Annotated in this window: 13 protein-coding genes; 3 read left to right on the top strand and 10 right to left on the bottom strand. The window is 70.5% G+C overall.

All coding sequences use genetic code 11. The features are described 5' to 3' along the window. Positions 1–126: 126 nt before the first annotated feature. A complete protein-coding gene (locus AC061S_RS29160; RefSeq protein WP_478688873.1) occupies positions 127–14301 on the bottom strand; it encodes a hypothetical protein in 14175 nt (4724 codons plus the stop codon). A 78-nt stretch (positions 14302–14379) separates the two neighbouring features. Further along, positions 14380–14796, bottom strand: coding sequence for a DUF6292 family protein (locus tag AC061S_RS29155; protein WP_478688872.1), 417 nt, complete (start codon positions 14794–14796; stop codon positions 14380–14382). A gap of 230 nt (positions 14797–15026) precedes the next feature. Between AC061S_RS29155 and AC061S_RS29150 the strand changes: the two genes are divergently transcribed. The 3 genes from AC061S_RS29150 (at position 15027) to AC061S_RS29140 (ending at position 17548) form a co-directional block, all read left to right on the top strand. Next, the gene (locus AC061S_RS29150; protein ID WP_478688871.1) at positions 15027–15740 is read left to right on the top strand and encodes a hypothetical protein; all 714 of its coding nucleotides are present in this window, start codon (positions 15027–15029) and stop codon (positions 15738–15740) included. Positions 15741–15890: 150 nt separating this feature from the next. After that, on the top strand, positions 15891–16673 hold the full coding sequence (locus AC061S_RS29145; protein WP_478688870.1) for a ParA family protein: 783 nt from the start codon (positions 15891–15893) through the stop codon (positions 16671–16673). Continuing rightward, positions 16673–17548: a hypothetical protein gene (locus tag AC061S_RS29140; RefSeq protein WP_478688869.1), complete on the top strand. Its 876-nt coding sequence runs from the start codon at positions 16673–16675 to the stop codon at positions 17546–17548. Before AC061S_RS29145 ends, AC061S_RS29140 begins: the two co-directional genes overlap by 1 nt. A 69-nt stretch (positions 17549–17617) precedes the next feature. On the opposite strand, the gene AC061S_RS29135 is transcribed toward AC061S_RS29140, so the two are convergent. The 8 genes from AC061S_RS29135 to AC061S_RS29100 form a co-directional block, all read right to left on the bottom strand. Then, on the bottom strand, positions 17618–18076 hold the full coding sequence (locus AC061S_RS29135) for a Pycsar system effector family protein (RefSeq protein WP_478688868.1): 459 nt from the start codon (positions 18074–18076) through the stop codon (positions 17618–17620). Beyond that, entirely contained in the window at positions 18073–18423 is a 351-nt protein-coding gene (locus tag AC061S_RS29130; protein ID WP_478688867.1) for a hypothetical protein, read from the bottom strand. The genes AC061S_RS29135 and AC061S_RS29130 overlap by 4 nt, the downstream gene beginning before the upstream one ends. Then, on the bottom strand, positions 18420–18563 hold the full coding sequence (locus AC061S_RS29125) for a hypothetical protein (protein WP_478688866.1): 144 nt from the start codon (positions 18561–18563) through the stop codon (positions 18420–18422). The genes AC061S_RS29130 and AC061S_RS29125 overlap by 4 nt, the downstream gene beginning before the upstream one ends. A 21-nt stretch (positions 18564–18584) precedes the next feature. Then, complete coding sequence (locus tag AC061S_RS29120) at positions 18585–19085, bottom strand: hypothetical protein (RefSeq protein ID WP_478688865.1); 501 nt, start codon at positions 19083–19085, stop codon at positions 18585–18587. 80 nt (positions 19086–19165) lie between these two features. Further along, entirely contained in the window at positions 19166–20560 is a 1395-nt protein-coding gene (locus AC061S_RS29115; protein ID WP_478688864.1) for an ATP-binding protein, read from the bottom strand. Continuing rightward, positions 20560–21390 carry a hypothetical protein gene (locus AC061S_RS29110; RefSeq protein ID WP_478688863.1) on the bottom strand — a complete coding sequence of 277 codons (831 nt, stop codon included), beginning with the start codon at positions 21388–21390 and terminating at the stop codon, positions 20560–20562. The genes AC061S_RS29115 and AC061S_RS29110 overlap by 1 nt, the downstream gene beginning before the upstream one ends. Positions 21391–21456: 66 nt before the next feature. After that, a complete protein-coding gene (locus AC061S_RS29105) occupies positions 21457–21861 on the bottom strand; it encodes a hypothetical protein (RefSeq protein WP_478688862.1) in 405 nt (134 codons plus the stop codon). A gap of 2 nt (positions 21862–21863) precedes the next feature. Continuing rightward, the gene (locus AC061S_RS29100; RefSeq protein WP_478688861.1) at positions 21864–23969 is read right to left on the bottom strand and encodes a hypothetical protein; all 2106 of its coding nucleotides are present in this window, start codon (positions 23967–23969) and stop codon (positions 21864–21866) included. Between the last annotated feature and the right edge of the window lie 442 nt (positions 23970–24411).

The raw sequence follows: 24411 nt of genomic DNA, 5'->3' as shown, positions 1-24411 counted from the left end.
GTGCTGCTGGTTCCGTCTGGTCGGTGACAGCGCAGCAGCGCGCGGGTTATCTGGCCAGACTAACCATTGAGCGGTGCTTCGGTGACGGCAACCCCCCGAAATGGGGGTTGCCGTCACCGAGTGCGGCTACCGCGTGGGCTTCCTGGGCGGGGGCTGGTCGGGGCCGCCGCGCCTCAGGTGCGGCGCCTGTTCGGTGCTGCCCGGGGCGGGTTTCTTGGTGGGACGCTTCGCTGTTGCCGACCGGGACCTGGCGGCCGATGCCGAGACCTTCCCCCGTCCCGGCATCGGCTTGGCCAGTGCCTCGCCCATCTTCTGCAACTTCTGCATGGCCGGCAGGACCGTCTCAGCGTCCGCAGGCGGCGTACCACCGCGACCGCGGCGCGGGGTGCTGTAGGCGGTCGCGGCGTCTCCGAGTCGCAGCAGCGCCTCGGCGCTGGGGAGCTCGCCGCGCCGGGCATCATCCCCGCGAAGCTTGCGGGCGGCCGTCTGGGCCAAGTCTGCGACCTTGTCGCAGACACGGGCCGACACCTCCCGCAGGAAGGTGGTCGCCCGCTCGTCGCCGAGGAGCTGGTCGATGTGCTCCCCGGCCCGCTTCGCAATGACGGTGAACAGGTGCCCCATCGCCCCGCGGACCGTCTGGATTCTCTGCCACTCGGGCAGGTCCCTGAGCGATGCCTCGTGGGTATCCGCCTGCCGCAGGGCCTCGGTGACCGCTGCCGCTTCCTGCTGCCCGTCACGCTCCCCCTGCGACTCCTGCCGCGCCGGCGGGACGGCAGGGCCCGGCGCCGGTGCGCTGTCGACTGGCTCGTTGATGAAGCTCTGGAGGGTGGCCAGGGCGGGCCGCACCTCGTCGAGGAGCTCATCGGACGTGCCGCCGTCCGTCACTACCGCGTCCCAGGCCGCTCGGAACTGCTGGAAGTTGGCGACGAGGTCGACCGCGGCCGCGGCTTCAGAGCGTTCTTCGTTCCCTTCCGGCCCGCCCGCGTACGCGGACACCGGCAATTCCTTGGTCCCCCACAGCGGTGCGGGCGGCTCCTGCGGCGGGTCCGGGACCGCGGGCGCTGCGAGCGGGGGCTCTGCACGTGGTGCCGCCACCTCGGCGGCCTCCGTCACCTCGGAAACCGGAGGGACCGGTTCGCCCTGGGTGCCCGTGCCAACGTCGGCGAGGTCGTGCTCCTCGTCAGCCGAGGCGGCGGGCTCCTCGGCGGGAAGTGCGTCCGGCTGCTTGGCGTCGGCGGTAGGCGGCGCGGGCGCGTCGGCTGCTACTGACGTTTCCGTCTTCTCCGTGGCCGCTTCGCCGCCATCAGCCGCCGGGGGCTCCACGGCTTCGCCGACCAGCGCCTCAGGCCCTGCGGGCACAGGCTCCTGCACGACAGGTACGTCGTCCGCCACCACCGCGGGCACCGGCGGAGCGGGCTCTGCTTCCTCGGCAGGTGCCTCGGGCGCCTCGGCGGTCAGTTCCTCCACGTCTGCGGCCGGCACGGGCGACTGGGGCGCCTCGGCGGAGGGTGTTTCCTCGGCCGGCGCGGGCGCGGGCTGCGGCGAAGCGGCCGCAGGGATCACGGCGGCGGGGGCCGCTTGGGCGGCGGAGCTTTCTGCCCGCAGGGCATCCACCGTGGTGGCCAGACGCAGCTGGGAAGAGCGGACGTCGTACGCCAGGTGCGCGAGTGGGTAGGCCAGAGCGGGGCGACCGGCCTCGGGCAGAGCCCGCCGCCATGCTCCGGCCGCCTCCCGGACCGCGTCGAGGTTGGCGGCCATCCGTCGGGAGTCGTGTGTTTCGGCACCGGCGAGCCCCAGCTGAGCGAGCCGCTCATCCAGTGCGTTGAAGGGCGCCAGATCCGCGAAGGGAATGTGGGCGGAGGCACTGGCCAGCCGTGAGCGATGCAGGAACGCCAGGGTCTCCATCTCCTCGCGCAGCACGTCCCCGGCCGCCTGCGGGTCAGTTTCGGTGACCGCGCTCGGCATCGGACCGTAGGCCGCTCCCGTGTAGAGGGAGTACATCAAGGCCGCGTTGTCCGCCGCCTCCTGCGGGTTGCCGGCGGGGAGGGTCTCGTCGTCGGGCAGACCCTCCACGGCCAGCCGTGCGACCCACTGCCCGCCATCGGCCAGGTTCAGCACGGCGATGCGGGCGCCGCCCTGTGTTAGGAGCTCACCGCGGTCGGGGAGCTGGCCGACCGTACCGCTCACGGAGAGCAGGTAGGAGGAGTCGGTGGCAAGCGAGGCAGAGGTTGTGAACTGGGGCACGGGCGGCGCCCCCACCACAGGCTCGGTGGCTCCGTCCGCCGGCGCAGCTACTGCTGACGCGGTCGGCTGCTCGATGGGGGTAGCTGTCTCCGGCGCGGCGGGCGTGAGGGGCTCCCCGGTCTCGGGTGTCTGGGGAGGGGCGGGTGTGGCCATCTGGTGGTCCTCCGGTAGGTCGAGGCTCGGGGCAGCCGGTTGGCTCGGGGTCGGGGTTGCAGCACGCTCCAGGTCGGGTGCGGGCACGGCGTGCTGCTCGGCTGCTGCATCGGCGGGTTCCTGCTGTGCCGCCTCCACGGTCACCTGGAGGCGGGTCTGGAGCTGGCGGACATCGAACAGCACGTGCGCGAGAGGAAAGACCATGGCCGACCGGATCTCGCTGCTCGCGGACGGGGGCAGGGCCTGGCCCCACGCATTCACTGCCCGCTCTACGCCGCCGAGGTCGGCGGCCATCATCCGGACCCCGCTCCCCTGCGAGTTGGCCACGTCGGCGAGCCGGGCGGCGAGCTCCACATAGAGCGGGCTCTGCGCGTAGCCCGGTGAGATCAGCCTCGCCGCAGTCGCAATGCTGCGGCCGTGGACGGCGGCGAAGTCGCTCAGCTCGCCGCGGACCTGGTCGAGCCGTTCTTGGACGTCGCCTCCCGAGGCGGCGACCACGGGAGGCCTGAGCGGGGTGTTGGTGAAGACGGAGAACATGACGGCCGCGTTCTCGGCCGCGGTCTGCGGAGCGTCAACCGCGCGCGTGATGTCTGGCGTGTCCAGCTGCATCCGGGCGTACCACTGCCCGCTGAACGTGCGATGGACGGTGGCGATACTCACGCCCTCACGAAGCAGCTCGCCCCGGTCGTAGCCGCCCCCGTCGACGCCTTCCAGGACCAGTACGTGCTCCTCGTAGTCCAGGAGGACCGAAGTGCTGAAGCGCTGCGGCTCGGGCGGGTCCTCGAACTCGACTCCGTCACCGACGGCGCCTTCCTGGGCCGTCGGTACCTCCTCGGGCAACGGGTCTGAGGCCGGGAGCTCCGCCGGGGTCTGCTCTTCGGCTTCAGGCGCGGCCGGCACGGCGGCCCCGGGTGCCGCGTCGTTCTGGGGTTGTCCTGGCTCGGCACGTTCGGGGGTCGCGTCCTGGGCGGCCGGGTTCGTCGCTTCCGTCTGTTTCGGGGTGTCCGGGGGCATCTCCGTCTCCTCGCCCGGCACGGCGACCTCGGACTCCGGGTCATCGACGTCGTCGACGTCGTGCGCCAGGCCCTCTTCGTTCAGCTCGTCGTCCTGCGGGTCTTCGGTGTCCTGTTCGGTGTACGCGTCGCCGCCGAAGTCGAAGGCAGTCTGCTCGGGGGGCGGTCCCGCGAGCATGAAGGCCTTCTCCGCATCGCTGTACGGGGGCCACATCGACTCGCCGCCGAGCCCCAGCCACCCGCGCACGTCCTGACTGGGGACCCCCGGATGGGCGTGCACCCAGTAGATCTGCTTGGAGAAGGGCATCCCGAAGCTTCGTCCGACGAGTTCGTTGTCCTCGTCCACGATGATGGCGGCCAGTGTGGCCAGCCGTCCCCGGGACAGTTCAGCCGGAAGGATCGCCGCACGGTAGGTGCGGCCCTGGTACTCGTACTCGCTCCAGCCCGGAGCGAGGCGCCGGTCAACGAGCGGAGGCATCTCCGCGGTGGGGGTGGCCTCGGCCCGCGGGAAGGACGATCCACCCCTGGTGTGGACGGTCTGGCCGTCTTCTGACAGGGACTCGACCCCGTACTCCTCGCCGTCGTAGTAGACCCGCGCGAAACGTGCGAAGCCCTGCGGGAGGAACGGCCCACCTTGGCGCTGCCCCTCGGCCGGCGCCGCGTCGTCCGCGGTCTGCTCTGGGCGAGGTTCGGCGCCCTGCGAGTCCGTTGGCGCCGGCGCCGGTGCGGCTTCCTGCGCCACGGCTCGCAGAGCCGGTGGCGGTTGGGTCGGCGTCTGTTCGGCGGCGAAGGCCTCGATCGTCGCCTGCGAGCGGGCAGCAAGTTCGTGCGCCGCCGCACTCAACTCGCCGAGCGGGGCGGCCAGCTCCTCGTCCACGGCGGGCTCCAGGGCACGGCTCCACGCGGCAACGGCATAGATGCGCCCCAGGACCAGGTCGGGGCTGCTGATGTCGGCGCTCGCCTCCAGCGCGCCCCGGGCGCTCGCGTAGGCATCGTGCAGGGCGCCGACCGGATTGGTCGTGGGTGCCAGGCCCTCGCCCCGGCGCTCGCGGTCGTCCTGGAGGTAGCCCTGGACGGCGGGAAGCTGGAGCCACCGCTCGTAGACCTCGTGCAACCGTGTGATTTCCGCCTGGAGCTCAGCGTCGTCGGCGAACGGTTCGGCGGGACCGAGGGCCGGAACGTCGAGCATCGGCGGCTCCACCTCCAAGGCGGGCAGCGCGGCCGCCTCCGTGGGTGTCGGGACAGCGGCCCGCTCAGGGAGCGGGGTGGGAGCGGGTACGGCAAGGAGCTGCTCATAGGCGTCCGGCGTGGCCAGAGCCAGCACCTGGGCCCGGCGGGCACCCTCCTCTCCGAGGAAGGTCCACAGCAGGTGCTCCGAGGCACCGTCCGCAACGAGGGCGTCGGCGGCCCGGGCGAACTCCGGACCGAACTCGTCCAGACTGGCAGCGGCATGTGCGGCCTGGAGCAAGCCGTCGTGCTCCACCGCGGTGTTCACCAGCCACGTGGCGACGTCATCCACGCTCGGCGCCATGCCGTCCCGCAGGGTGTCACGCACCACGACGACGAGGACCGCCTGCACCTGGCCGGTGCTCCAGGCCGGGGCAAACGGGCCGTCCGACAGATGCTCATCGAGCCACGCCGCCGTCTCCTCGCTGCCCACCAGCTGCTCGGCCAGCTGTGCCGCGCGCATCAGCATGGGCACCTCTGCCGCGATGGGCAGCGTCAGCCCCGGCAGGTCTGCGGTCGAAAGGCCCGGCAGTACAAGGGTCTGGGAAGCGGCCGGCGAGTCGACGCGGAAGACGAGTTGGCCCCCGGAAACCTCCCTCATCCCGAGCGTGACCAGCGGGCCGAACACCGGAGCCGGGCTTGGCCGCTCCACTGCGTTCTCGTCCAGGGCAGGTTTGGCAGCGGCGGGCGCAACGGGCTCGCCCGCGGCATCCTGTGGCGCGGCCGGTCCGCCCGCTGCCGGTTGCGGTGTCGAAGGGGGCGTCACCCCATCAGCCGAAGTCGGCGCCAGGGGTGCGGACGGCGGCTTGTCCGTGGCTGTCGCTTCGCTGAGCCATGCCAGTGCGGCCGCCTGCTGCTCGGCGTTCTCGTCCACCGCTTCGGCCGCCGACCGTACGGCAGCCTCCGACTCGATGTACGCCAGGCACTCCTCGCGCGTGCCGGAGTGGTCCATGGTGCCCGTGACCCCGCGGGACAGGCGGTGGATGCTGAATCGGAGAGGTTCCGGCGCACCCGCCGTCCAGCTTCCGAACAGGGAGTAGCGGATTCCGGCTGCGCCGACCACCGTGATCATGCGCATCTGGGCGAGCGTCTGTTCGTCGGGTTCTGCCGCCGACGGCGGGCCGGGTTCCGCACCGAACAGGCCGAGCTGCCCGTCAACGTCGCCACCGGCCGACGAGGCCACCGGCCGAGTACTGGCCGCGGGAGGAAGCTGCGTGGTGGTGTCCGTGGCACGGTCAGGCGCCTGCTCCTGGGGATCGGGATCCGCCGGCGGCGGTGTGGTGCCGAGCAGGCGGGAGTTGTCGGGGACGGCGACGATGGCGCGGGGGGCGAAGCGGCGACTGGCGCCGGATTCGGCGATGCCGATGTAGTAGCCGTCCCGGTCGGGGCCCTCGGTGATCGTGAGGGTGTGGAACAGGAGGGTCGTGTCCTCCATGTAGCGGCGGGAGCCGATACGGACCGTGTCGCCCTCCAGCAGTTCCACCGAGTCGTCCGCGTAGGGCTGGTAGCCCTGGGGCAGCTCCTCGCTGCTGGCCCCCGCCCACCAGTCGGCGGGCTCGGCCGCCGCGCCCTGCTCCTCGGCGGGGGCTGCTGCGTCGCCCTCGCCCGGGGGCTGCTGTCGCTCCTGTCCCTGCCCGGCTGCGGTTTCGACGGTCGTCTCCCGCTCAGCGCCTGCGGGAGCGGGTTCGAGCGGCGGCTGTGGAGCGTCGACTTGTTGCTCCGTGGCCTCTTGGGGCGCGGCCGCCGCCGGGGCCACGGACTCGATCGTTGCCTGCGAGCGGGCGGCCAGCAGGTGGGCGGCCTCGTAGAGCTCTTGCAGGGGATCAAGGAGGTCTTGCTCCACCACAGGCTCCAGTGCCTGGCTCCAGGCAGCGACGCCGTAGATGCGGCGCAGGAGTTCGGGCGGGCCGCCCAGCGCGTCGCCGCGCAGTGCGCCCTCCGCCCGCGCGTAGGCAACGCGCAGTTCGGCGAACGGGTTCGCCGGGGTGCCCCACCCGTCGGGCCGGGCGGCACGGTCCTCGTTGTTGTAGGCCTGCACGGTGGGCAGCTCGGCCCATCGGGCGTAGGCGTCCGCGAGGGTCGCGACGTCCGCCTGCACTTCGGCCTCGTCGGCGTACGGGGGTGCGGCGAAGAGGTTCGGCACCTCGTCCAGGTTCGGCGCGGTGACCTCCAGGACCGGCAGCCCGACGGGCGCGTCGAGGCGCCGCCGCTCCTCCCGGTCCGCGTACACGATCACGGTGCGGCCTGCGGCCGTCAGGACGCGCACGGCGGTGTCGACGCGGCCCTTGCGGGTCGGTTCCTTCCAGGTCCGGGGCAGGTAGTAGCCGCCGACCTTGCGGGAGTTCTTGAAGCCGCCGCCGGTCCACAGCGCAGCCACGGCCGTCTTGTCCTCCGGGCTGATGCCGTAGACGAGGGTGTCGGCGCCGTTGTGGAGAATCCAGACCGGATCACGGCCCTGGTCGTCGAGGACGGGACGGTGCACGGCGGCGCCGTAGACGACGGCGTGATGGTTGGCCATGCGCTTCGCGACGACCGCGGCTTCGTCGGTCCCTCGGACCTCGTCCCCTCGGACGTCGCCCAGGTACTGGTACTTGGTGTAGCTCCACTTCGCGTGGCCGACCTGTTCGCCGGTGCCGTCGTAGAGCGCCACCGTGCGGCCGGTCTCCAGGTACGTGTACCCCTCGGCGCCGGGTACCGGCACGGTGGGAAGCGGCTCGGCCGTCTGTTCCGGCTCCGGCCCGTTCTGCTGCTCGGCCTTCTCCGTCGTGACCGTCGCGGCCGGCGGGGCGTGGCGGTCGCGGGATGCGGCGAGTTGTTCGTCGCTGGGCGGGGCGGTCTCGCGCAGGGCGAGGTAGAGGGCGTTGAGTGCCAGGGCCCGGGCCTGGTTCTCCTCGTCGCGCCGGAAGTGCAGCTCGTGGTCCAGGCGGCCGTAGCGCCACGCGGGCAGGGACGCGGAGCGGTTGGCGGTGTCGTGGGCGACGGCGGCGTCGATCCAGGCCGGGAGCTCCTCCCACAGGATCGTGGTGCGCACGTCCCGCTGGGCGATGGTCAGCCCTTCGGCGTTGGTCGACAGCTGCACCTCACCGTTGCCAGTCAGGGCGGGCGGCAGCGAGCTGGAGGTGTCCGCGTAGTACGCCGCCGTCGGTGCCTGCTGCTGCTCGACAATCCACTCGCGGATCCGCTCGGTGGGCGACACCCCGGACTCCGTGCTCACGGGCTGCCCATCCACGGCGACCGCGCTCACCAGCCCGAGCATCTGCTCTTCGCTGAGCACGGCCCGGATGGCCCACCCGGCGGACTGGTGGGTGCGGGCCGCCTGCGGGCCGCCGATGTGCCCGAGCACCACCCGATCCCCGAAGCCGTCGATCAGATCTTGCAGCTGAGTCGGCGCCGGGGCCGGAGCGGGTGCCGGGGCCGGAGCGGGCGTGGTCCGCAGCTGCTCGTAGACGGCGGTTGAGGCTGCGGCGTGCAGGCGCTCGCGATCCTGGTACGCCTCCTCACCGGCACCGAAGTAGCGGCGTGCCCACTCCGGCCAGTCGGCGGTGGGATCGGTGTACTGGTCCAACAGCCAGTCCTCGGCCCAGTCGGCGAAAACGATGGCGAAGTTGGTGGAGTCGTTGGCGCGAGCGGCCCGCTCCAGCTGCTCGACGCCTTCAGCGCCGGCGAGGAGCGTACGCAGGCCTTCCTCCCACAGGTGTGGGTCGGTCAGTCTGCTGATCGCGGCCGCGGGTTGCGGTGCAGGTTCCGGCTGCGGTGCGGGCTCGGGCCTTGGGGCCGGGGCGGCCGGCGGCGTCGGGGCGGGGGCGGCGGGCGCCGCACCCGTTCCAGCTTCCCCGGCAGTCCGAGGGGTGGGCGTTGTGGAGGACAGGGGTGGCAGGGTGACGACGGTCCCGGGCGCGGCCGCGAGGATCGCGTCAAGGTCGACCGCTCCGTACCCTTCACCGGTGTCGGTCATGAGGTTGACGAGGCTGATCGAGATGTCGCCGAGCAGCTCCCCGGCTTCCTGTCGGGCCTGGCCGACCTCGTAGGTCACGCTGCTGTTGGGGCCGGTGCGGAACTGCCCCCGGGCGCGGTCTGCCGCCCCGCTGATCCGGTCGGCGAGGTCGGGCAGGGGGCTGTCCGGGTCGTAGTCGTGTCCGTAGCCGGGGCGGGTGACGTAGTTGGCCGCGGCGGACGCGCCGGTCAGGCCGTGTCGCTCGAAGAGCGGTTCGTAGTACCGCAGGATGGCCGCGACCTTCACCATCTCGGGCGCGGGCTCCGCCTGCTGCGGGCCATCGGCGGTGGTCACCGACGCAGACCGAGCCGGGGCGGGCTCCGCGCCGGCGGCACGGGCCTGCTGTCGGACGGCGAACGCGGCCTGACTGTGAAGCTCGTCCCGCACGGCGTAGGCACGGTCGTCAAGGTAGGCGTGAACCCACTCCGGCCGGTCCTGGGCGGCGTTCGCGAACTGCTCCACCCACGCCCGAGTCCACTCGCCGAAGGCCCCGACAAACGCGCTGTCGGCGGCGTTGCTCTGGGCCCACGCGATCACGTCGGCATCGGCGAGGCCCGCGTCGACGACGGCCTTCAGGGCTTCGTCCCAGCGGTCCGCGTTCTCCAGGTGAGGCCGGGGCGGCTCGTCGGCGGGCGCGGGACCGCGCAGGGTGCGCACGGTGCCGACGATCTGACCTTCGCTGCGGACGACGGCGGATCCGCCCATCATGCCGACCATGACGGCGGCGTCGTGCATCGCCATGTCCGTCTCGGTCATCTCCGCGCCGGCGGCCCCCGGGTCGAACTGCGGGCCCGACCCACTTTCACGGCCCGAGGACACGGCAACGTCCGCGATCTGCGCTTCGAGGGACGCCCTGCGTGCGCGGACGTCCTCCAGCTCGGCATGCTTGCCGAAGGGACGGCCCAGGTGGGGCCGGGTGTCCTCCAGCGAGGCACGCATCTTGGCGACCTTGACGCGGAGCTCGTCCGGGGCGCTCACCGCAGCGTCGGCGGCCTCCCCCAGGGCCTTGGTGATGCGCCAGGTCTGCCCCTTGCCGAACCACGGCAGGTTCAGCCGGACGTCGACCTGGTGCTCTCCGGGGACCACCAGGTGCGCGTACGACTCGTAGGCGAGGTTGCCGAACTGCTGCTTGCGGTGCCAGGTGAAGCCGACCGACAGACCGCGCCAGGTGTACCCGGCGTCCAGGTCCAGAGTGGACCGGGCGCCCTGTGCGGACTCGGCGAGAGCGGCCGCCACGTCATCGGGCTGAACCAGGCGGCCGTCGGCAGTACGCCACGTGTCGTCATCGGCGGCCGCCGTCACCGCGTCGGCCATGGCCTGCATGGGCGCGAGGGAGCGTTCCCCCTGGGCGATCTCCTGGTCGAGGAGCTCCACCTTCCGCTGCATGCGGCCCTGCGACTGGCGGTGGCCGTCGGCTTCGTTCAGCAGGGTCTGGAGCTGGCCGTTGACGGTGGTGAGCTCCATCAGCAGCGGGTTGCCCGAAACCATGGCCTTGGCCGCGCCGAAGCCAGCGCCGACGGCGTCGATCTCCTCGATGACGCGGCCGACCTTGCGCCCAGACAGGATCTGCACGATCGGCCGCTGCTTGCGCTCCAGCTGCTGGAACATGTACGAGTCGAAGGAGTGCAGCGCCAGGTAACGCAGGAACGTGACCGGCTTCCCAAGCTTGATCATCTTGTTGCCCGGGCGGTCGAGTCGGCCCTCTCTCTGCTCCCACTCGTCGGGCCGGTGCGGCGGATCGACGTGGTGCAGGGCGACACCGCGCGACTGGACGTTCACGCCCGTCCCGCCCTTTTGGGAGGACATGAACAGGACGTTCACCTTGCCTGAGCGGCTGTCGGTGAACAGCTGCTCCTTGGCGAGGTCGGAGTTGTAGTCGTGGATGAACTTGATGCGCTCGCGCGGAATGCCTGGCAGACCCTCGTCCGGCAGTCCGGCAATCAGGCCCCGGCGGATCTTCCCGTAGACCTGGCTGCCCCGCTCCTTGCCCGGGGTGCCCAGGTCGCAGAACAGCAGCTGCAAGGCGCCCTCGACGTCCTCCGCGTCGCCGGGGAACTTGAGGTTCTTGGTCTGGTTGTGGATCTCCAGGACGTTCCTGACGACTGCGCCGACCTTGCCGGGGCCGTCCGGGGCCAGGCCGACCAGCTCTAGGTCCAGGGCGGCTTTGCGGCCGTCCGTGATGACGTTGAGCATGTTGTCCTGCCACGGCTTGACCTTCCCGTCCTGGATGTCGTCGATCCGGGCGGAGATCCCTTCGACGTACTGGATCAGGTTCGGGGTGGCTTCGATCTCGACGAAGCGCTCCTCGCGCTCCGGCCGTTCGATCTTGAAGTCCTCGCGGGGCCGCAGTTCGGCGACCTCGTTGAGCAGGGCGACGGCCTCGTCCGCGTTGACGTAGTCCACCGGCCGCCGCTTGAGACGGAAGGACACTCCGTCGACGCCGACCTCGGGGCGGGTCTCGAAGTTGATGTGGTTGGCCGCCCAGGCGTCCGCGTTGCCGAGCCCGAGTTGCTCCAGGCGCTTGGGCATCGTGTAGTGCTTGAAGACGTACATCTCGCGCACGGAGTTCGAGATGAAGGTGCCGCTGTAGAGGGCGACCACGTTGTCACGGCCGGTGCGCTCGCGGGTGACGAGGATCTTCAGGTCGAGGTCGGTGGCCCGCTTGGAGGGCTTGCCGAGCGACATGCCCTCGGTCGTGGCCGGCAGCGCGAGGTTCTTGAACAGGTGGGCTTCGTCGACCTGGAGGAAGTCGACGCCGAGGTTCTCGTAGGTGACTCCGGCGTCGACGGCCTTGGACCGCAGGTCGGAGGCGCGGGCGTCGAAACGATCAACCTGCTTGGCGATCTCCTTGATGCGCCGCTGGTTGCCGTCGTCGCCGTCGATCGCACCGAGCGCTTCGCGGTAGTCGTTGGCCAGCTCCTCCAGGTACGTCGCCTCGGTGACCGGGTGCACGCCCAGACGTCCGAAGGACTGGTGCGTCATGACGATGGTGTCCCAGTCGCCGGTGGCGCAGCGGGCCGCGAAGAGCATGCGGGAGCGAGCGTCCGCAAGGTCCCTCTTGCCCGCCATGAGGATGTTGGCCTGAGGAAAAAGCTTCTTGCCGTCGCGCGCGATCTGCTCCAACAAGTGGTTCGGGACGACCACCATCGGCTTGCTGACCAGGCCCAACTGCTTGAGCTTGAGCGCCGTCATGAACATCGTGGCCGTCTTCCCCGCACCGACGGGGAACGGGCACAGGGAACCCTCGTTCGCGGACAGGACACGCTGGACGAAGTCCCACTGGTGCGCGTACGGGGTGATGAACCCGGTGTCGAGGCCGTCGACGGTCAGATGGCTGCCGTCGTTCTTGCGCAGCACCGTGCTGTTGAAGCGGCGGTTGTAGTCCGCCGCCAGCCGATCGGACCGTTCGGGGTCCTCCCACACCCAGCTCGCGAAGTTGCGTTGCAGGTCGGTGAGCTTGGTCTCGGCCAGCAGGGTGGCCCTGTCGTTGCGGACCCGCTTCGTACCACCCTCCGCCGTGCGCACGATGTCGTAGACCTTCGGGCTCTGCCCGTTGAGAGCCAGGTCCAGGAGCTCGAAGGCGTTGACCCGATTGGTGCCCCACTCGCTGATGGCAGCCTCGGGGATCGTCATCGGGGTGTCGACGCTCCACGTCGCGGTCTTCGCGACGTGGGTGATGTCGACGTCCACGCCGAGGAGCTCCTCGGCGAAGGCGGTGACGTCCTCGACCGGAATCCACGGGGCGCCGAGCCGGGCCTTGATGTCCTCGGGCTGGAGCGGCTCGGGCTGCACCTCCCGCAGGGCATCCGCATGACGCTGGAGGTCTTCGCGGCCCTGGGAAAGGAGGAACTCAACGCGCTCCAGCTTGTCCACGACGGGCCCGGACAGGTACTCGCCCACCGTGAGGAGGTCTTCGGTGTCCGGTTCGATGAAGACCAGGTCCCCGAGCGCCTCGGCGACCTGCCCGGGCTCGATGCTCAGCAGCTGCGCGATGTAGGGGACGTCGACCTGGTTACGGAAGTTGAGGCAGAGGGAGAGCGCTTCCTCGGGGGTCTCCGCCGAGGTGGGTCGCTCGATGCGCTTGTTGACCCGGCGGGTCTGCAAGGCGGCCTTTGCCGCCGTCTGTGTCTCGTCGTCGAAGTCCTCCAGCGCGAGGACTGCCACGAAGTCGGGGTCGCGGCGGAAGCCGCCCAGGCGCGGGTAGCGGCGGCTGACGGCAGCTTCGCCGGTCTCCTCGTCGACCTCGCCCTGCGCGATGGTGAACCGGTTGATCGGGCCATGCACCCGGACGTACAGGTCGTAGAGGCGGTTCACCTCGGCGCGCAGCGGCTCCAGCTGCTCGTCGGGGGTGTCGTGGTTGGTCTCCGCCTCGATCAGCGCCACGGTCGCGTCGCGCAACCTGATGAGCTTGGGCAACTCCTTGCCCGCGCGCGGAACGACGACGAGCTCGCCCTCGATGACCTCGTGCGGCTTGCCCTCCACCAGGTGGAAGGAGCCTTCCTTACGCCCGTCCTCACGGACCGGGAAAGGCAGGTTGTCCGCCGTCCAGGGCTGGGCGCCAGCCGCGACCTTCCACTCCCGGCCGGCAGCGCGGGCCTTGGTGGTGATGTCGGCAAAGGCCTCGCCAAGCACGGCGGAGAGGTCCTGGTCCTCGGGGGCCTTCACCGCCAGGGTGTGACCGTACTGGGCGGCCCGGCCCTGCTCCCACTCGCCGAGCACGTGGGAGGGGTTCGCGAGGAAGTAGTCGTTGCACTGTTGATCGCCGACGCCGGGCACGGCGCTGGTGCCCATCCAGCTCTCGTCGACAGGCTCGTCGGTGTCGCGCCGGCGGACGACGAGGATGTCGGCCAGGACGCCGGTACCGCCCTCGGCGAGCGCGCCGTTGGGCAGGCGGATCGCGCCCAGCAGGTCCGCGTGCTTGCCGATGGCCCGCCGAGCGGTGTCATCGGAGGCGTCCATGGTGTAGCGGGAGGTCAGCAGGATCGCCACACCGCCCGGCCTCAATGCCTGTACCGAACGCCAGATGAAGTAGTTGTGGATCGAGGCCTTGACCGCCTTCGGGGCGGTCTCGTCCGACACCGCATAGTTCCCGTACGGCACGTTGCCGAGGACCGCGTCCACCGAGTTGGACTGGAGGGAGGCGTCCTGGAGCCGAGCGTTGATGATCTCGGCACCCGGGTGGAGCAGGGCGGCGATGCCCGCGGTCGTCGGGTCCCGCTCGACGCCGAACCAGTCGACGGGCAGCCCGTCCGGGGTGTGCCTGATGAAGGTGCCCGCGCCGCATCCGGGCTCCAGGATCCGGCCGCCGTTGAACCCGAGACCCTGGAGGGCCGACCAGCATGCTTCGGTGATCCGGTCGGGGGTGTAGTAGGCGGTGGGCGTGCCCTGTTCGGCGTGCCGGTACTCCCGCGGGGACAGCAGCCGTTGCAGCTGCTCGCCGATCTCCGCCCACGTCCCCTCGCGACTCGGCGCGAGGGCGGGGGCCAGCGGCCCCCAGCCGGGCCACTCGCGCAGCGCGCGGAGCTCGCCCTCTGTGGGCTCGACCTGGTCCTCGCGCAGCCGCAGCAGGATCTCGATGGCCTCGACGCTCGCGCGGGCGCGACCGATCGGCCCCAGCCGCGACTGCGACTCGGGCGGCTCAGGGGCAGGGGCAACCGGCGTGATGGACATGTGGGTCTCCAAGCAGCGGGGCCCGGCGCAGCCTCAGCGCCGACGGCCCCAGGGGCGGTCGGTACGGCAGCGAGCGCGTCAGGCCGACGCGACGTAGGCAGACAGGCGCGCTTCGAACGCCGCGTCGTCGCTCTCCGGCAGCCGCTGCGGCCCGTCCTCCCGGCTGGGCGTCATCCCGGGGTGGGCGAGCACCATGTCGACCCAGCGCGCCACCCGCCCGGGGGACGGCACCAGGTCCTCCCCCATGAACCAGTCGCTGACGCCCGCCTCGGCGGGCAGCCGTAGCACCCAGCCGAAGGCCTCGTCCCACGCCAGCTCGATGTCCTCGTCCTCGTCCGCGTACGGGCCGCTGTCCGGCACCGCCAACGTGACGACAGCCGTACGGACCGCTGGAGGGCGGCCCGGGACGGCATGCCCCAGCACAGCGAGACCGATCTCTTCGATCTCCTCCACGACACCCTGGACGTACGGGTGGTGATCACTTCGGACCGTCATGCGCTACTCCCCCATTGCAGTCAGGAGCCGAACCCAACGGCCCGCCCCTACGCCACTGGTGCCGAGGCCGGGCAGGGCCCGAGCCCCCGGGCCGGCGGCATACACACATGATCCTTACTCGACGACCATAACGACTCAGAAGCAACCGAATTTAGTTCCCGCACCCTCACCACCACCCTCCGCACTCACCACACCCACGAGCTCAGAAGTTATCTGGCTACATTTCCTCCATGGCTGTAGCAAAGATGTCGTTCCACGTTGCCCTGCCCGAACACTCGATGACGCGACTCGTCGAGCTGGCCGAAGCAGAGCAGGAGCACGAGCGGAAGTGGATCGCCGAGCGCCGCCGGGAGTTGATGCCACCCAGCGCGTCCCGGCGGGCTGCCGCCGACATCCGACGCGGCATCCGCGTCGAGGTCGCCGCGAAGCGACGCACCGGAGAGTTCGGCGGCAGTCGCGACGACCTCCTGACGCGCGCCGTCCGGGAAGAGCTACGCGCCCGCGGGCTGGACCGGGAATGGCCCGACCCCCCGGAGGGTGAGGTCGACGCCCCCGGCCGACGGTGGGGCACCCCACCGAGCCAGCCCATCGGCGCCGGCGGCTACAACGCGAGGCTGTCACTGAACCTCCCCACCGACCTCGGCGAGACCGTCCGCAGGGCCGCCTACTGGACCAGCAAGCCCGCAGTCGAAGCCCTCCAAGAATGGGCCGACCGATGGGGCGACGGCCCGGAAGTCAGACTCCGCGAGGCCACACGCGACAGCATCCCCGCCGCACTCGCCCTCCTGGCAGCCGCCGGGCAACCGTCGGCACCCCAGTCCGTACTAGAGATCAGAGAGAGCATCCGCCAACAAGTCCTCACGACAGGCGACTTGATCCGGGCCGCCGTAGACCGGCTGATCCTGGATCGCCAACCAAAACTCCCTGACACCTCCAGTCGCTAGAAACAATTGTTTCCAGGCTGTTCGACTCGGACCGAACGAGACCGTGAGCCTCGTTCGGGAGCGGTGCGCGCTCGCACCGTCATCGTCTGGCAAGCTGTGCGCGATCCGAGTAGCCGCATCCGGCGGTGAAATCACGGAAGGCGCCAGAGAATGACCACAACCCTCCAATCGACCGTCGACACGGCCGCCCGCACTGGAATGAGAACGGCGAAGGTAGTCGTCGTCATCCAGCAGAAGGGCGGGGCCGGCAAGTCCACCATTGCCGTAAACGTGGCCGCGTGCGCGGGTCGCTCAGCGGTGATGTCGAACGCCGACGAAGCGACGGGTGCACCCATCGTGGCGGCCGGCATCGACGTCCAGGGGACCCTGGAGAAGTGGTGTGCGGGCGTGCGCGAGGAGGCCCTCCCCTTCGACTACGTCGTCACCAAGAGCAAGCTCGGCATCCTGCCGGGGATCATCGCCGACCCAGACCGCCGTCGCATCATCATCGACACCCCGGGCTTCCTGGACATCGACCCCGACGCAGAATGGGGCGCGGACCCGCTCGGCGAGAGTCGCACGGCTGACGCCCTTCGCGAGGTGCTGGACGTAGCCGACCTGGCCATCGTCCCGATCACCCCGTCGAAGATCACCTGGGATGAGTGCGAGTTCACCATCGAGCGCATCCTCAAGCCGCGCGGCATCCCGTTCCTGGTCGTCATCAACATGCACGACCCGGGCAAGGACAAGGGCGAGAAGCAGCTGAACAAGGTCAAGGCCTGGATCGACGAGCGGAACTATCCTCGGGTCGCCGACCCGATTCGGCGATACACCCTCCATGAGCACGCCTACGAGAACGGCACGCTGGTTACGGAGTACAGGATGAGCGGCACTGCTCTGAACGGCCGGGAGGACTTCATGCGCTTGGCCCTGACGATGGAGCAGATGCTCTGATGGGCAAGCCAATCAACATCGACGGGGCGCCGGCAGCACCCGGTCGGCCCGATAACGCGGTTCAGCTGGCGCGCGTACTCGGACCCTCCGACAAGCTGCCGACCAAACAGCTCACCGACACACCGACGCTCATCGCCCCGGAGCAGGACATGCTCCTCAAGTGCGAGAGCGCGATCGAGAACCTGAACCTGGCATTCTTCGCGGCTGGCAAGGCCCTTCAGGTGGTACGGGACGCCAGGCTTTACCGCGGACAGTTCGGCACCTTCGAGGAGTACACGCAAGAGCGGTGGGACATCACACCGCAGTACGCAGGCAAGCTGATCCGCACCTGGCGGGTGGGAGAGGCGCTCCACACGGCGAAGCCCGGCGGAGGATTGGAAACAATTGTTTCCAGGAAGCTGAGGTATGGGCAGGCCTGGGAGCTGGTACCCCTGGTCGAAGAGCACGGCGTGCAAGCCGCGGTCTACCTATATCTGGCGCTGATCAAGGTCAGGGGTGCCGCGTTGACGGCGGCACACGTGGAGGGCGCCGTGGAAGCCCTCCCTCGGGAAGCGGCTGGCCACAAGACCAAGACCGAGGATGCCGTGCTGGCGTACCTCGGCTCACTGGAAGAGGGCGGAAACCCCCCCGCGGTCGCCACGGATGCCGCAAAAGCGGTGAAGGCACTTGCCCGAGCCGCCAAGACCTTCGACGCCACCACGATCCAGGCAGCGTTGGCGCACGATCCGGAACGCACTCGGCCCGCCCTGCGGTCTTTGATCGAGTCGCTGGCTGCGGCGGGCGGCGTGGCAGTTTCCTTTACCGAAAGCCTGACTGCGGTTGAGGCGGCAGCCGGGCCCCCGGCCGCTGAGGAGGCGCAGACGGCAGCCACGTAGGCGCGAAACACAAAAGGCGGGCCCCCATCCATGGATGGGGGCCCGCCTTTTGTGTGCGTTGGAGAGACGTCAGTACAGCGTCGCGACGAGCGCGGAGGCTAGGAGGACCAAAGATGCGCCGGTGACATCGATGGCGACCTGGAGGCCGCGATACTTCCGCCTCGCGATCGAGGAGAGCTGCATGACGTGCTCGACTCGGTGGGTCGACTTCTGGAGGTCCTGGATGACTTCCTCGGGGGTTGCGCTGGCCCAGTAGAGGTAGCTGCCGGGCAGGGCCCGGCCGAGGCGGGGTCGCACGACGATGAGGACGATGAGCATCGCGAGGATCAGGCCGACCGCGCCGGCGGCGGTGAGGGTGGCAGCGAGTCCCGATAGAGAGCGTCCGGGGATGCTCGCCACGAGCACGGCCAGGGGGAGGCTGAATGCGGTGAGGAGGACCGCGCTCTTGGCGTCGGTGCGGGAGATCTCGGCGAGGACGGTCGCACTTGCTGCTTCCAGGCGTGGGGTGATGTCCTTCGGGTCGTTCATGCTGCGGCTCCCTTGTCGACGTCGAAGAGGTCGAGCTGGCTCTCTTCGAGTTCACGGTGACGCTGCTCGGCAACGCGTTCCCGCTGGATCTTCAGGGCGCCCTTCAAGCACGTGGGGCACCAGGGCCGGAGTTCGGAGAGAGGGGCGGCGGCGTTGGCCGCATCGGTGGTGTTCGGCGGGTACGGGGCTGCCGCCAGCCCCGTCCTGCCGTGGCGGTTCAGCTTGCTGGAGCCGCAGCGCCGACCTGCGTGCTCCCCGCAGATGCCCTCACAGGCGCAGGTGCCGCCGTACGCCTTGAGGACGAGGGATAAGGCCGTCTCCGTCCCGGTGCTCTCGTTGACAGTCACCGCTGCTCGTCCCCCTTGAGCACGGCGCGGAGCTGCTGAGCCTCCAGGTGCCAACTGCGGTTGGATGCGGCTCGGCCGCAGAGAGGCTGGCCGGTGGTGCCGAGTTCACGACTCTTGCAGGTGCTGAGGATGACGAACATGCCGATCCTTCCGCGTGGGTGTCAGTTGTGGAGGTCGTTGTGGGTGCGGGCGACCAGGCCTCGGGTGGTGCTCGTCGCGGTGATCTGGCGGTGGTCCTGGAAGACCGTGCCGGTGTAGAGGTGGTTGTGCTCGGTCGGGGCGGCCGCGACAACGGCCCTGGCGCTCTTGAAGACGCGGGAGAGTACGCCGAGGAAGGCGACGGGCGTGCCGACGATGAGGGCGACGACCAGGGGGTCGATATGGCCGGCGACCCAGAGGACGAGGGATGTGGAGCTGCCGAGCAGCACGGAGGTGTAGCCGGCGGCGAGCATCATGCCGCTGGCATCGGTGGCGCGCTGACTCATGGGCGGCCGTCCGGGCTGAGGGTGGGGCGGGGCGGTGCCGACGAGCGGGAGGGGTGTGTCATCCCGGTAGGAGGTCGGGATAGCGGGGGCGGGGCGGTAGGCGTCCTCGATGAGGCGCCGGGCTTCGGCGGCCGCCTCGGACTCGCTGATCGGGACGTTGTTGCGCTCGGGCACCATGCGGGTGCTCCTTTCGTGCCGGGGGGAGGGGATGACGAGGGCCCCGGAGCGGTCTCCGGGGCCCTGGTGCTGCGGTGGTATCAGCCGGCCGGGGCCGGGATGATGCGTCCCGTGCCGTCGGGTCGGGCCAAGTGGCCTTCTTTTCGCAGGGTGCTGACGTTGGTGCGCAGGGTCCCGCGTCGGACCTCGCGGCCGCCGTCCTGGTTAAGGGCTTCCAGGAGGTCGGGCTCACTCAGGCCGTCCGGCGTGCGGGCGAGCACGGCGATGATCCGCTGGGCGGTCGTCATCGACGTCACGTCGGGCGGGGGGGCCGTATGTGCGGGGGTGCTGCTCGCACTGTCGTCGCCGTTGGCCGCCGCGAGTTCCTGCTCGGTCACGAACGTCATCAGGTCGATCGGCTCGCCGGGCGGCGGCCTATCGCCGTACAGCGCGAGGATCAGAGGGTCGTAGCCCGGACAAGGGGCGACGGAGCCGACTACGTAGGTCCGGGCCATGCTGGTGGGGCGGATCCCGGTCAGGTGGTACAGCATGCCCTGGGAGTTGACGTCGTCGTTCTCGTCGTCGCCTGCCTCGTGGAACCGGCGCACGCGCCGTACTTCGCCGACGACCTTGGGGATTGGCTGGAGGGCTTCGCCGCGGGGGATGAGGCCGTCTCCGACGAGCTGCTGCATCATGCTGCTGCTCCAGCGCAGCAGGATCACTTCGCCTTCCTTGAGCATGGCCCGGAGGGTGTCCGATCCACCGAGTTCGTCGAGGTGGCCTGCCTGCGCGGCGATGATGATGCCGACGCCAACCGACCTACCCGTCCTGCCAAGTTCCTTGATGAGGTAGGCCGCCTCGGCCCGGAAAGGCGCGTTCTTCTCCAGGAGCCTGTTAGCTTCGTCGACGATGCCGTAGGTCAGCGGGTCGGGATTGTTGATGACGAACCCGCTGCGGCCCATCTCGGCGTAGGCGACCATGCGGCGCTGTGCCTCGGCGACCAGGCCACGCAGCATGAGGATCGTCTCGTACTGCGTGGTGACCCGGGTAGCTACTTGCCCCTTGGCCTCGGGGACCGATTGGCCCGACTTGAGGTCGGCCAGGTGGACGACGATGCCGGAGCGCTTGCAGGCGACGAGAATCGCCTGAACCAGTCTGGATTTCCCCGCGCCGGTGGTCCCGAAGATCGCCCCCCTCTGCGCGTTGCCCGTCTTGGGGTCGAAGAGCCTGAATCGGAGCGGCGATCCGTCGTAGTACATGCCGAGGGTGATGCGGCCGCGGTCGTCCATCAACAGGTCATCCACGCTGATCTCCGCCATGTGCATCAGCGGATTCGACGGGTAGATCCGCACGACCGCCTCACGTCCTGCGCCCTGCTCGAAGATGACCCGCGATCGGTCGTCGACTTCGAGGAGATCGCACAACGCGTCGTGGTCGTATCGCTTTACCCCGCCGGCGGGAGTCCGCAGGACGAACTCCTTGAGCACGTCGACCATCAGGTCAGTTCCCCTCGCAGTTCGTAAGTGTTGGCCTCCATCAACGTGACCCCGGGAATCGCGACCTTGGCGATTTCGGCCCAGGTCTCCTCGTCGCGGTCGACGTCCGCCTCAGGTTCGGCGAGCTGTGGCCGGTGGCCGACGATGACGAGCGCCACGTTGGCGCCACGGTCGGGCACGGGCCCGGTCTCGATCAGTTCCTCGGGCACGTCGAATTTGGCCGACAGCCCGGCCTTGGACATTTCCGGTACGGGCATTCCGCGCTGGGCGGCACCGATGATGAGAGCCAGGCAATCCGGGGTCAGCTTTCGGAAGTCCAGCAGCACGGTGTGCGGGGCGATGCCACCTTCGGTGGCGATCTCCTCGGCCCACCATTGGGCTTCGGGGGAGGCATACACCGGGTCGGGCTCGTCGGCTACGGCTTCTTCCTCGGGCCCGGACACTTCGGCGATCTCCTGCGTGACCGCTTCCTCGGCGACCTCTCGGGCCAGCAGGCCGGGACGGATCCACCAGGTGGCGCCGCTCCACAGGGCGATCAGGCCCGCCTGAATGAGGTGGGACATCGCGCCGGCGGGCGCAAGGAGTTCGCCGACCAGCAGGCCCGCCACCCCGGCATGTGGGGCGGCGTAGAGCGCGATGGCCGTGCCCTTCACTCCGGCGGGTGCCCGCCAGACCTTGATGTTCGTGGCCAGCCCGATTCCGGCGGCCGCCGCGGTGGCGAGGAGGCCGGGGCCGGGGATGACGTCGGGGGCCAGCAGGCCCCAGGTAAGGAGCGTGGACCCGGCCAGGGTGGCGGTTCGCCCGGCCTTGTCGCGCACGGTGGAGAGCATGGTGAGGGACCTCCGTTCGGGGAAGGACGGGGCGGGCGGGGCGCTGGGGGCCGGCCGCCCCGGGGGCTAGCGGTTGCTGTAATACGTGCGGTCGGTGTCCTTGCCCGCCAACTCGTGGGCGATGGGTCCGTAGTCGGTCTCGTGGTCCTCTTTGGCCGAGGTGAAGTCGGAGGCCATCTCGGCGGCTTCGTTGGCGAGCGACTCGGCATCGGCGAGGACGCCGCGCATGATCGCCGCCGCGTCCCGGTGGGCGTTGACGACGACGCCTTCGACCCACAGGGTGCTGGCCGTGTCGGCCAGGCTGTCGACCGAGGCCGCGCAGCCTTCGACGTAGTTGTACGCGCCGCGCACGGCCTCGCTCAGGCGGAGCATGCCGATCGAGGCCATGCCGAGCTTGGCGGTGACGACCGTGTACGTGATGCCGTCGTGGAAGAGATCCACAACCTTGCTGCCCATCGTGGCGAGGTCCACTGCTACTCCTTGTGGTACGAGGCGTCGGCGGGTGCGGTGTGGCCGAGGTCGCGGACCAGATCGGCGGCGGGCTTGTCGTGCTCGGCGGCGACCTGTCCGGCGTGAGCGATGGCCTCGGCCGCGCGGGGCAGGCCCTGTGCGACCGCTTCGGCCTTGTCCTGCACGACCCCGGCCCGCTCGATCAACTTCGTGCACCAGCCGACGAAGACCCCGGGCACGCTCTTTTCGATCAGTTCGGCCCGGAGGGCTTCGAGGGCGCCCACCAGTCCTTCGCAACGCTCGGCGACAAGGTTGGCGTGTGAGGCGCCCAGGAGGATCTCGTCCGCCATGTCCTCGTCGGATTCGATGACGTCGTAGACCGTGAGATCCGAGTCCTTGAACTGGGTGTCCACCGGAGCACCGCCCATCGGCCGGGCCCCCTCTCTGGGGTTGGGGAACTTGCAGATGATCGCGGGGCCCTGCCGGGGTGCAGAGCCCGAGGAGCCGGGGGGCAGCCCAAGCCGTTTGCTGCTGGTGACCGCCATGGGCTCCTTCCCCTTGGGCTTGGCCTGGTCAAGGCGGGTGAGGGTGGTGTCGGAGTAAGTCGCCGTCATTCCGGGCGGCGGCTTGAGCCACGCGCCGTCCGCGTCGGGCGTCTGGGGCGGGGGTGTCTGCTGCTGACGCGTGCTCCGAGACCGCGACCCGGGCCGCGAGCCCCCACCAGGAGCCGCGCTGGCCGACGTCGGGGTGCTGCTCCGACCCTGGGGGCCGGAGCTGGGAGCAGCCTTCGACTTCCTCCAGAAGGCCCACGACCGGCCCGGCTTACCCGCGGGCGGCTTGGGCGTCTTCTTCAGGTTCACCTTCGGGCCCGTGGTACGGCCTGCTGCGGAAGTGGGTCGAGGCGGCCTGGGCGGCTTACGCAGGTTCACCTTCGGCGCGGTGGGTGCCCCGGACGTCGGCTTGGGCGCCTTCCTCAGGTTCACCTTCGGGCCCGCGGTGGGGCCAGCCACGGAGGCGGGCTTGGGCGGCTTTTGGAGGTTCACCTTCGGCCCGGTCGACGACGCGGTGCCGGTCCCGCTGGTGGCCTTGGGCGGCTTCACCAGGCTGACCTTCGGGCCGGAGCCCGGAGTCCCGGCGGAGCCGGCGGCCGTCGCCTTCGGCTTCTTCGGCCTCTTGTCCCTGCTGATGACCGGGGTGCCGGGGTTCTTGCGGCGCTCGGCGAACCGGCGTTGCGCTTCCTTGGCGGTCGCCTGCGCCAGCGTGGTGCGAGTCGGATCGGCGGCCGCGGCCTCCCTCTCCTTCTGCCGAGCCTCCTTCCTGGCCTTACGCGCAGCCTGCCGCGCCTCCGCCCGGTCTGCGCGCTCCTGCGCTTTGCGGGCACCCCGTGCTTCGATGCGGTCGTTGCGAACCTTGCCCCGAGCCGCCTGCCGGGCCTCCTTTACCCGGTTCGTGCGTTTGCGGGCAGCCTTCCGGTCCTTGGCCCGGCCCTCCAGCCGAGCCGTCTGCCGGGCCGCGGCCCGCTCCTGGCGGCCCCGGGCCCGTTCGACAGCCGGAGAGGCACTGGCCTGCGACGACTTCGCGCCCTTGGGGGCCTTGACCCCGTCGGAGGCCTTGCCTGTCCCCTTCAGGTCCTTCCCCCTGCTGCTACCGGTCCCCGACGACAAGGAGTCCTTACCGCCGGGCCCCTTCGAGGGGCCCTTGCGGGCCCCCGGACCCACCCCGGAGGACAGAGCCCCTGGGGTCTTGCCCGGCGCCTTGCCCTGCTTGTGCGGATCCGGGGCCTTCTTGGGAGGCGTCCCCGCCGACCCGTTGGACGTTGCCTTTCCCTTGGGGGAGGCGGCGCCCCCGCCACCGGAGGACCCTGCGCCGGGCTTCCCGCCGCTCTTGGTCGCGCTGCGGCCGAACTCGGTGGGGGACTGGATACGCCCCTTGGCCCGAGCCTGCGCGGCATCGTCGTTGATCTTCTGTAACGCCGCCGCGTTCTCCGCCTGCGACTTGATCCGCTCGGCCTTGGCCTTCATCGCGGCCTGACGGACAGGTGCGAGGTCTTCGAACCGCTGGCGCCGATCACCCATCCACTGGTTCATGCCGCGCAGGGCGGCGACGGCGATGCCCACGGCGAGCACCATCGCGCCCTGCGCGCCATCCCGACCCGCCGCGCCGACACCGGTCGTTGCGACGGCGGTGCCTTCGGACCGCGGTCCCGCCGAGCCGCCCACCACCCGCAATCCCGGAAGAACCGGGACCGGGGGCGGGGGAACGGCCGGGGCGGGCACCGCGAGCGTCGGCAGCACAGGAGCCGCAGCGCCGGCGGGCGCCGTCGTACTGGGGGCCGGGGGAGCAGGAGGAGCGGCAGGGGGCGGCGGAGGTGCCGTCGGCAGGGGTGGCGGTGGGGGCGGTGGAGGGGGCGGAGGTGCACCCCCGGTGGGCCGGAACGGGATCACCCGGCCTTCGTCGTCGGTCACTTTCCCTCCAAAGGGGGTTGACAGACTGTGACCGCCTCGCGTACGCGCGCGCGTGTCCGCGCGCCCGCGTGTCCGCGCGTCCGCATTATGCGCGCGCGAGGCGGCC

Source organism: Streptomyces sp. CA189, from assembly GCF_056428985.1.
Note: the sequence above shows the minus strand (reverse complement) of the source record. Positions and strands in the feature narration are given on the sequence as shown.

Coding starts and splice junctions, on each gene's coding strand:
- AC061S_RS29160 (WP_478688873.1), bottom strand. CDS start 14,301: ATGTCCATCACGCCGGTTGCCCCTGCCCCTGAGCCGCCCGAGTCGCAG.
- AC061S_RS29155 (WP_478688872.1), bottom strand. CDS start 14,796: ATGACGGTCCGAAGTGATCACCACCCGTACGTCCAGGGTGTCGTGGAG.
- AC061S_RS29150 (WP_478688871.1), top strand. CDS start 15,027: ATGGCTGTAGCAAAGATGTCGTTCCACGTTGCCCTGCCCGAACACTCG.
- AC061S_RS29145 (WP_478688870.1), top strand. CDS start 15,891: ATGACCACAACCCTCCAATCGACCGTCGACACGGCCGCCCGCACTGGA.
- AC061S_RS29140 (WP_478688869.1), top strand. CDS start 16,673: ATGGGCAAGCCAATCAACATCGACGGGGCGCCGGCAGCACCCGGTCGG.
- AC061S_RS29135 (WP_478688868.1), bottom strand. CDS start 18,076: ATGAACGACCCGAAGGACATCACCCCACGCCTGGAAGCAGCAAGTGCG.
- AC061S_RS29125 (WP_478688866.1), bottom strand. CDS start 18,563: ATGTTCGTCATCCTCAGCACCTGCAAGAGTCGTGAACTCGGCACCACC.
- AC061S_RS29120 (WP_478688865.1), bottom strand. CDS start 19,085: ATGGTGCCCGAGCGCAACAACGTCCCGATCAGCGAGTCCGAGGCGGCC.
- AC061S_RS29115 (WP_478688864.1), bottom strand. CDS start 20,560: ATGGTCGACGTGCTCAAGGAGTTCGTCCTGCGGACTCCCGCCGGCGGG.
- AC061S_RS29110 (WP_478688863.1), bottom strand. CDS start 21,390: ATGCTCTCCACCGTGCGCGACAAGGCCGGGCGAACCGCCACCCTGGCC.
- AC061S_RS29100 (WP_478688861.1), bottom strand. CDS start 23,969: ATGGTGCTCGCCGTGGGCATCGCCGTCGCCGCCCTGCGCGGCATGAAC.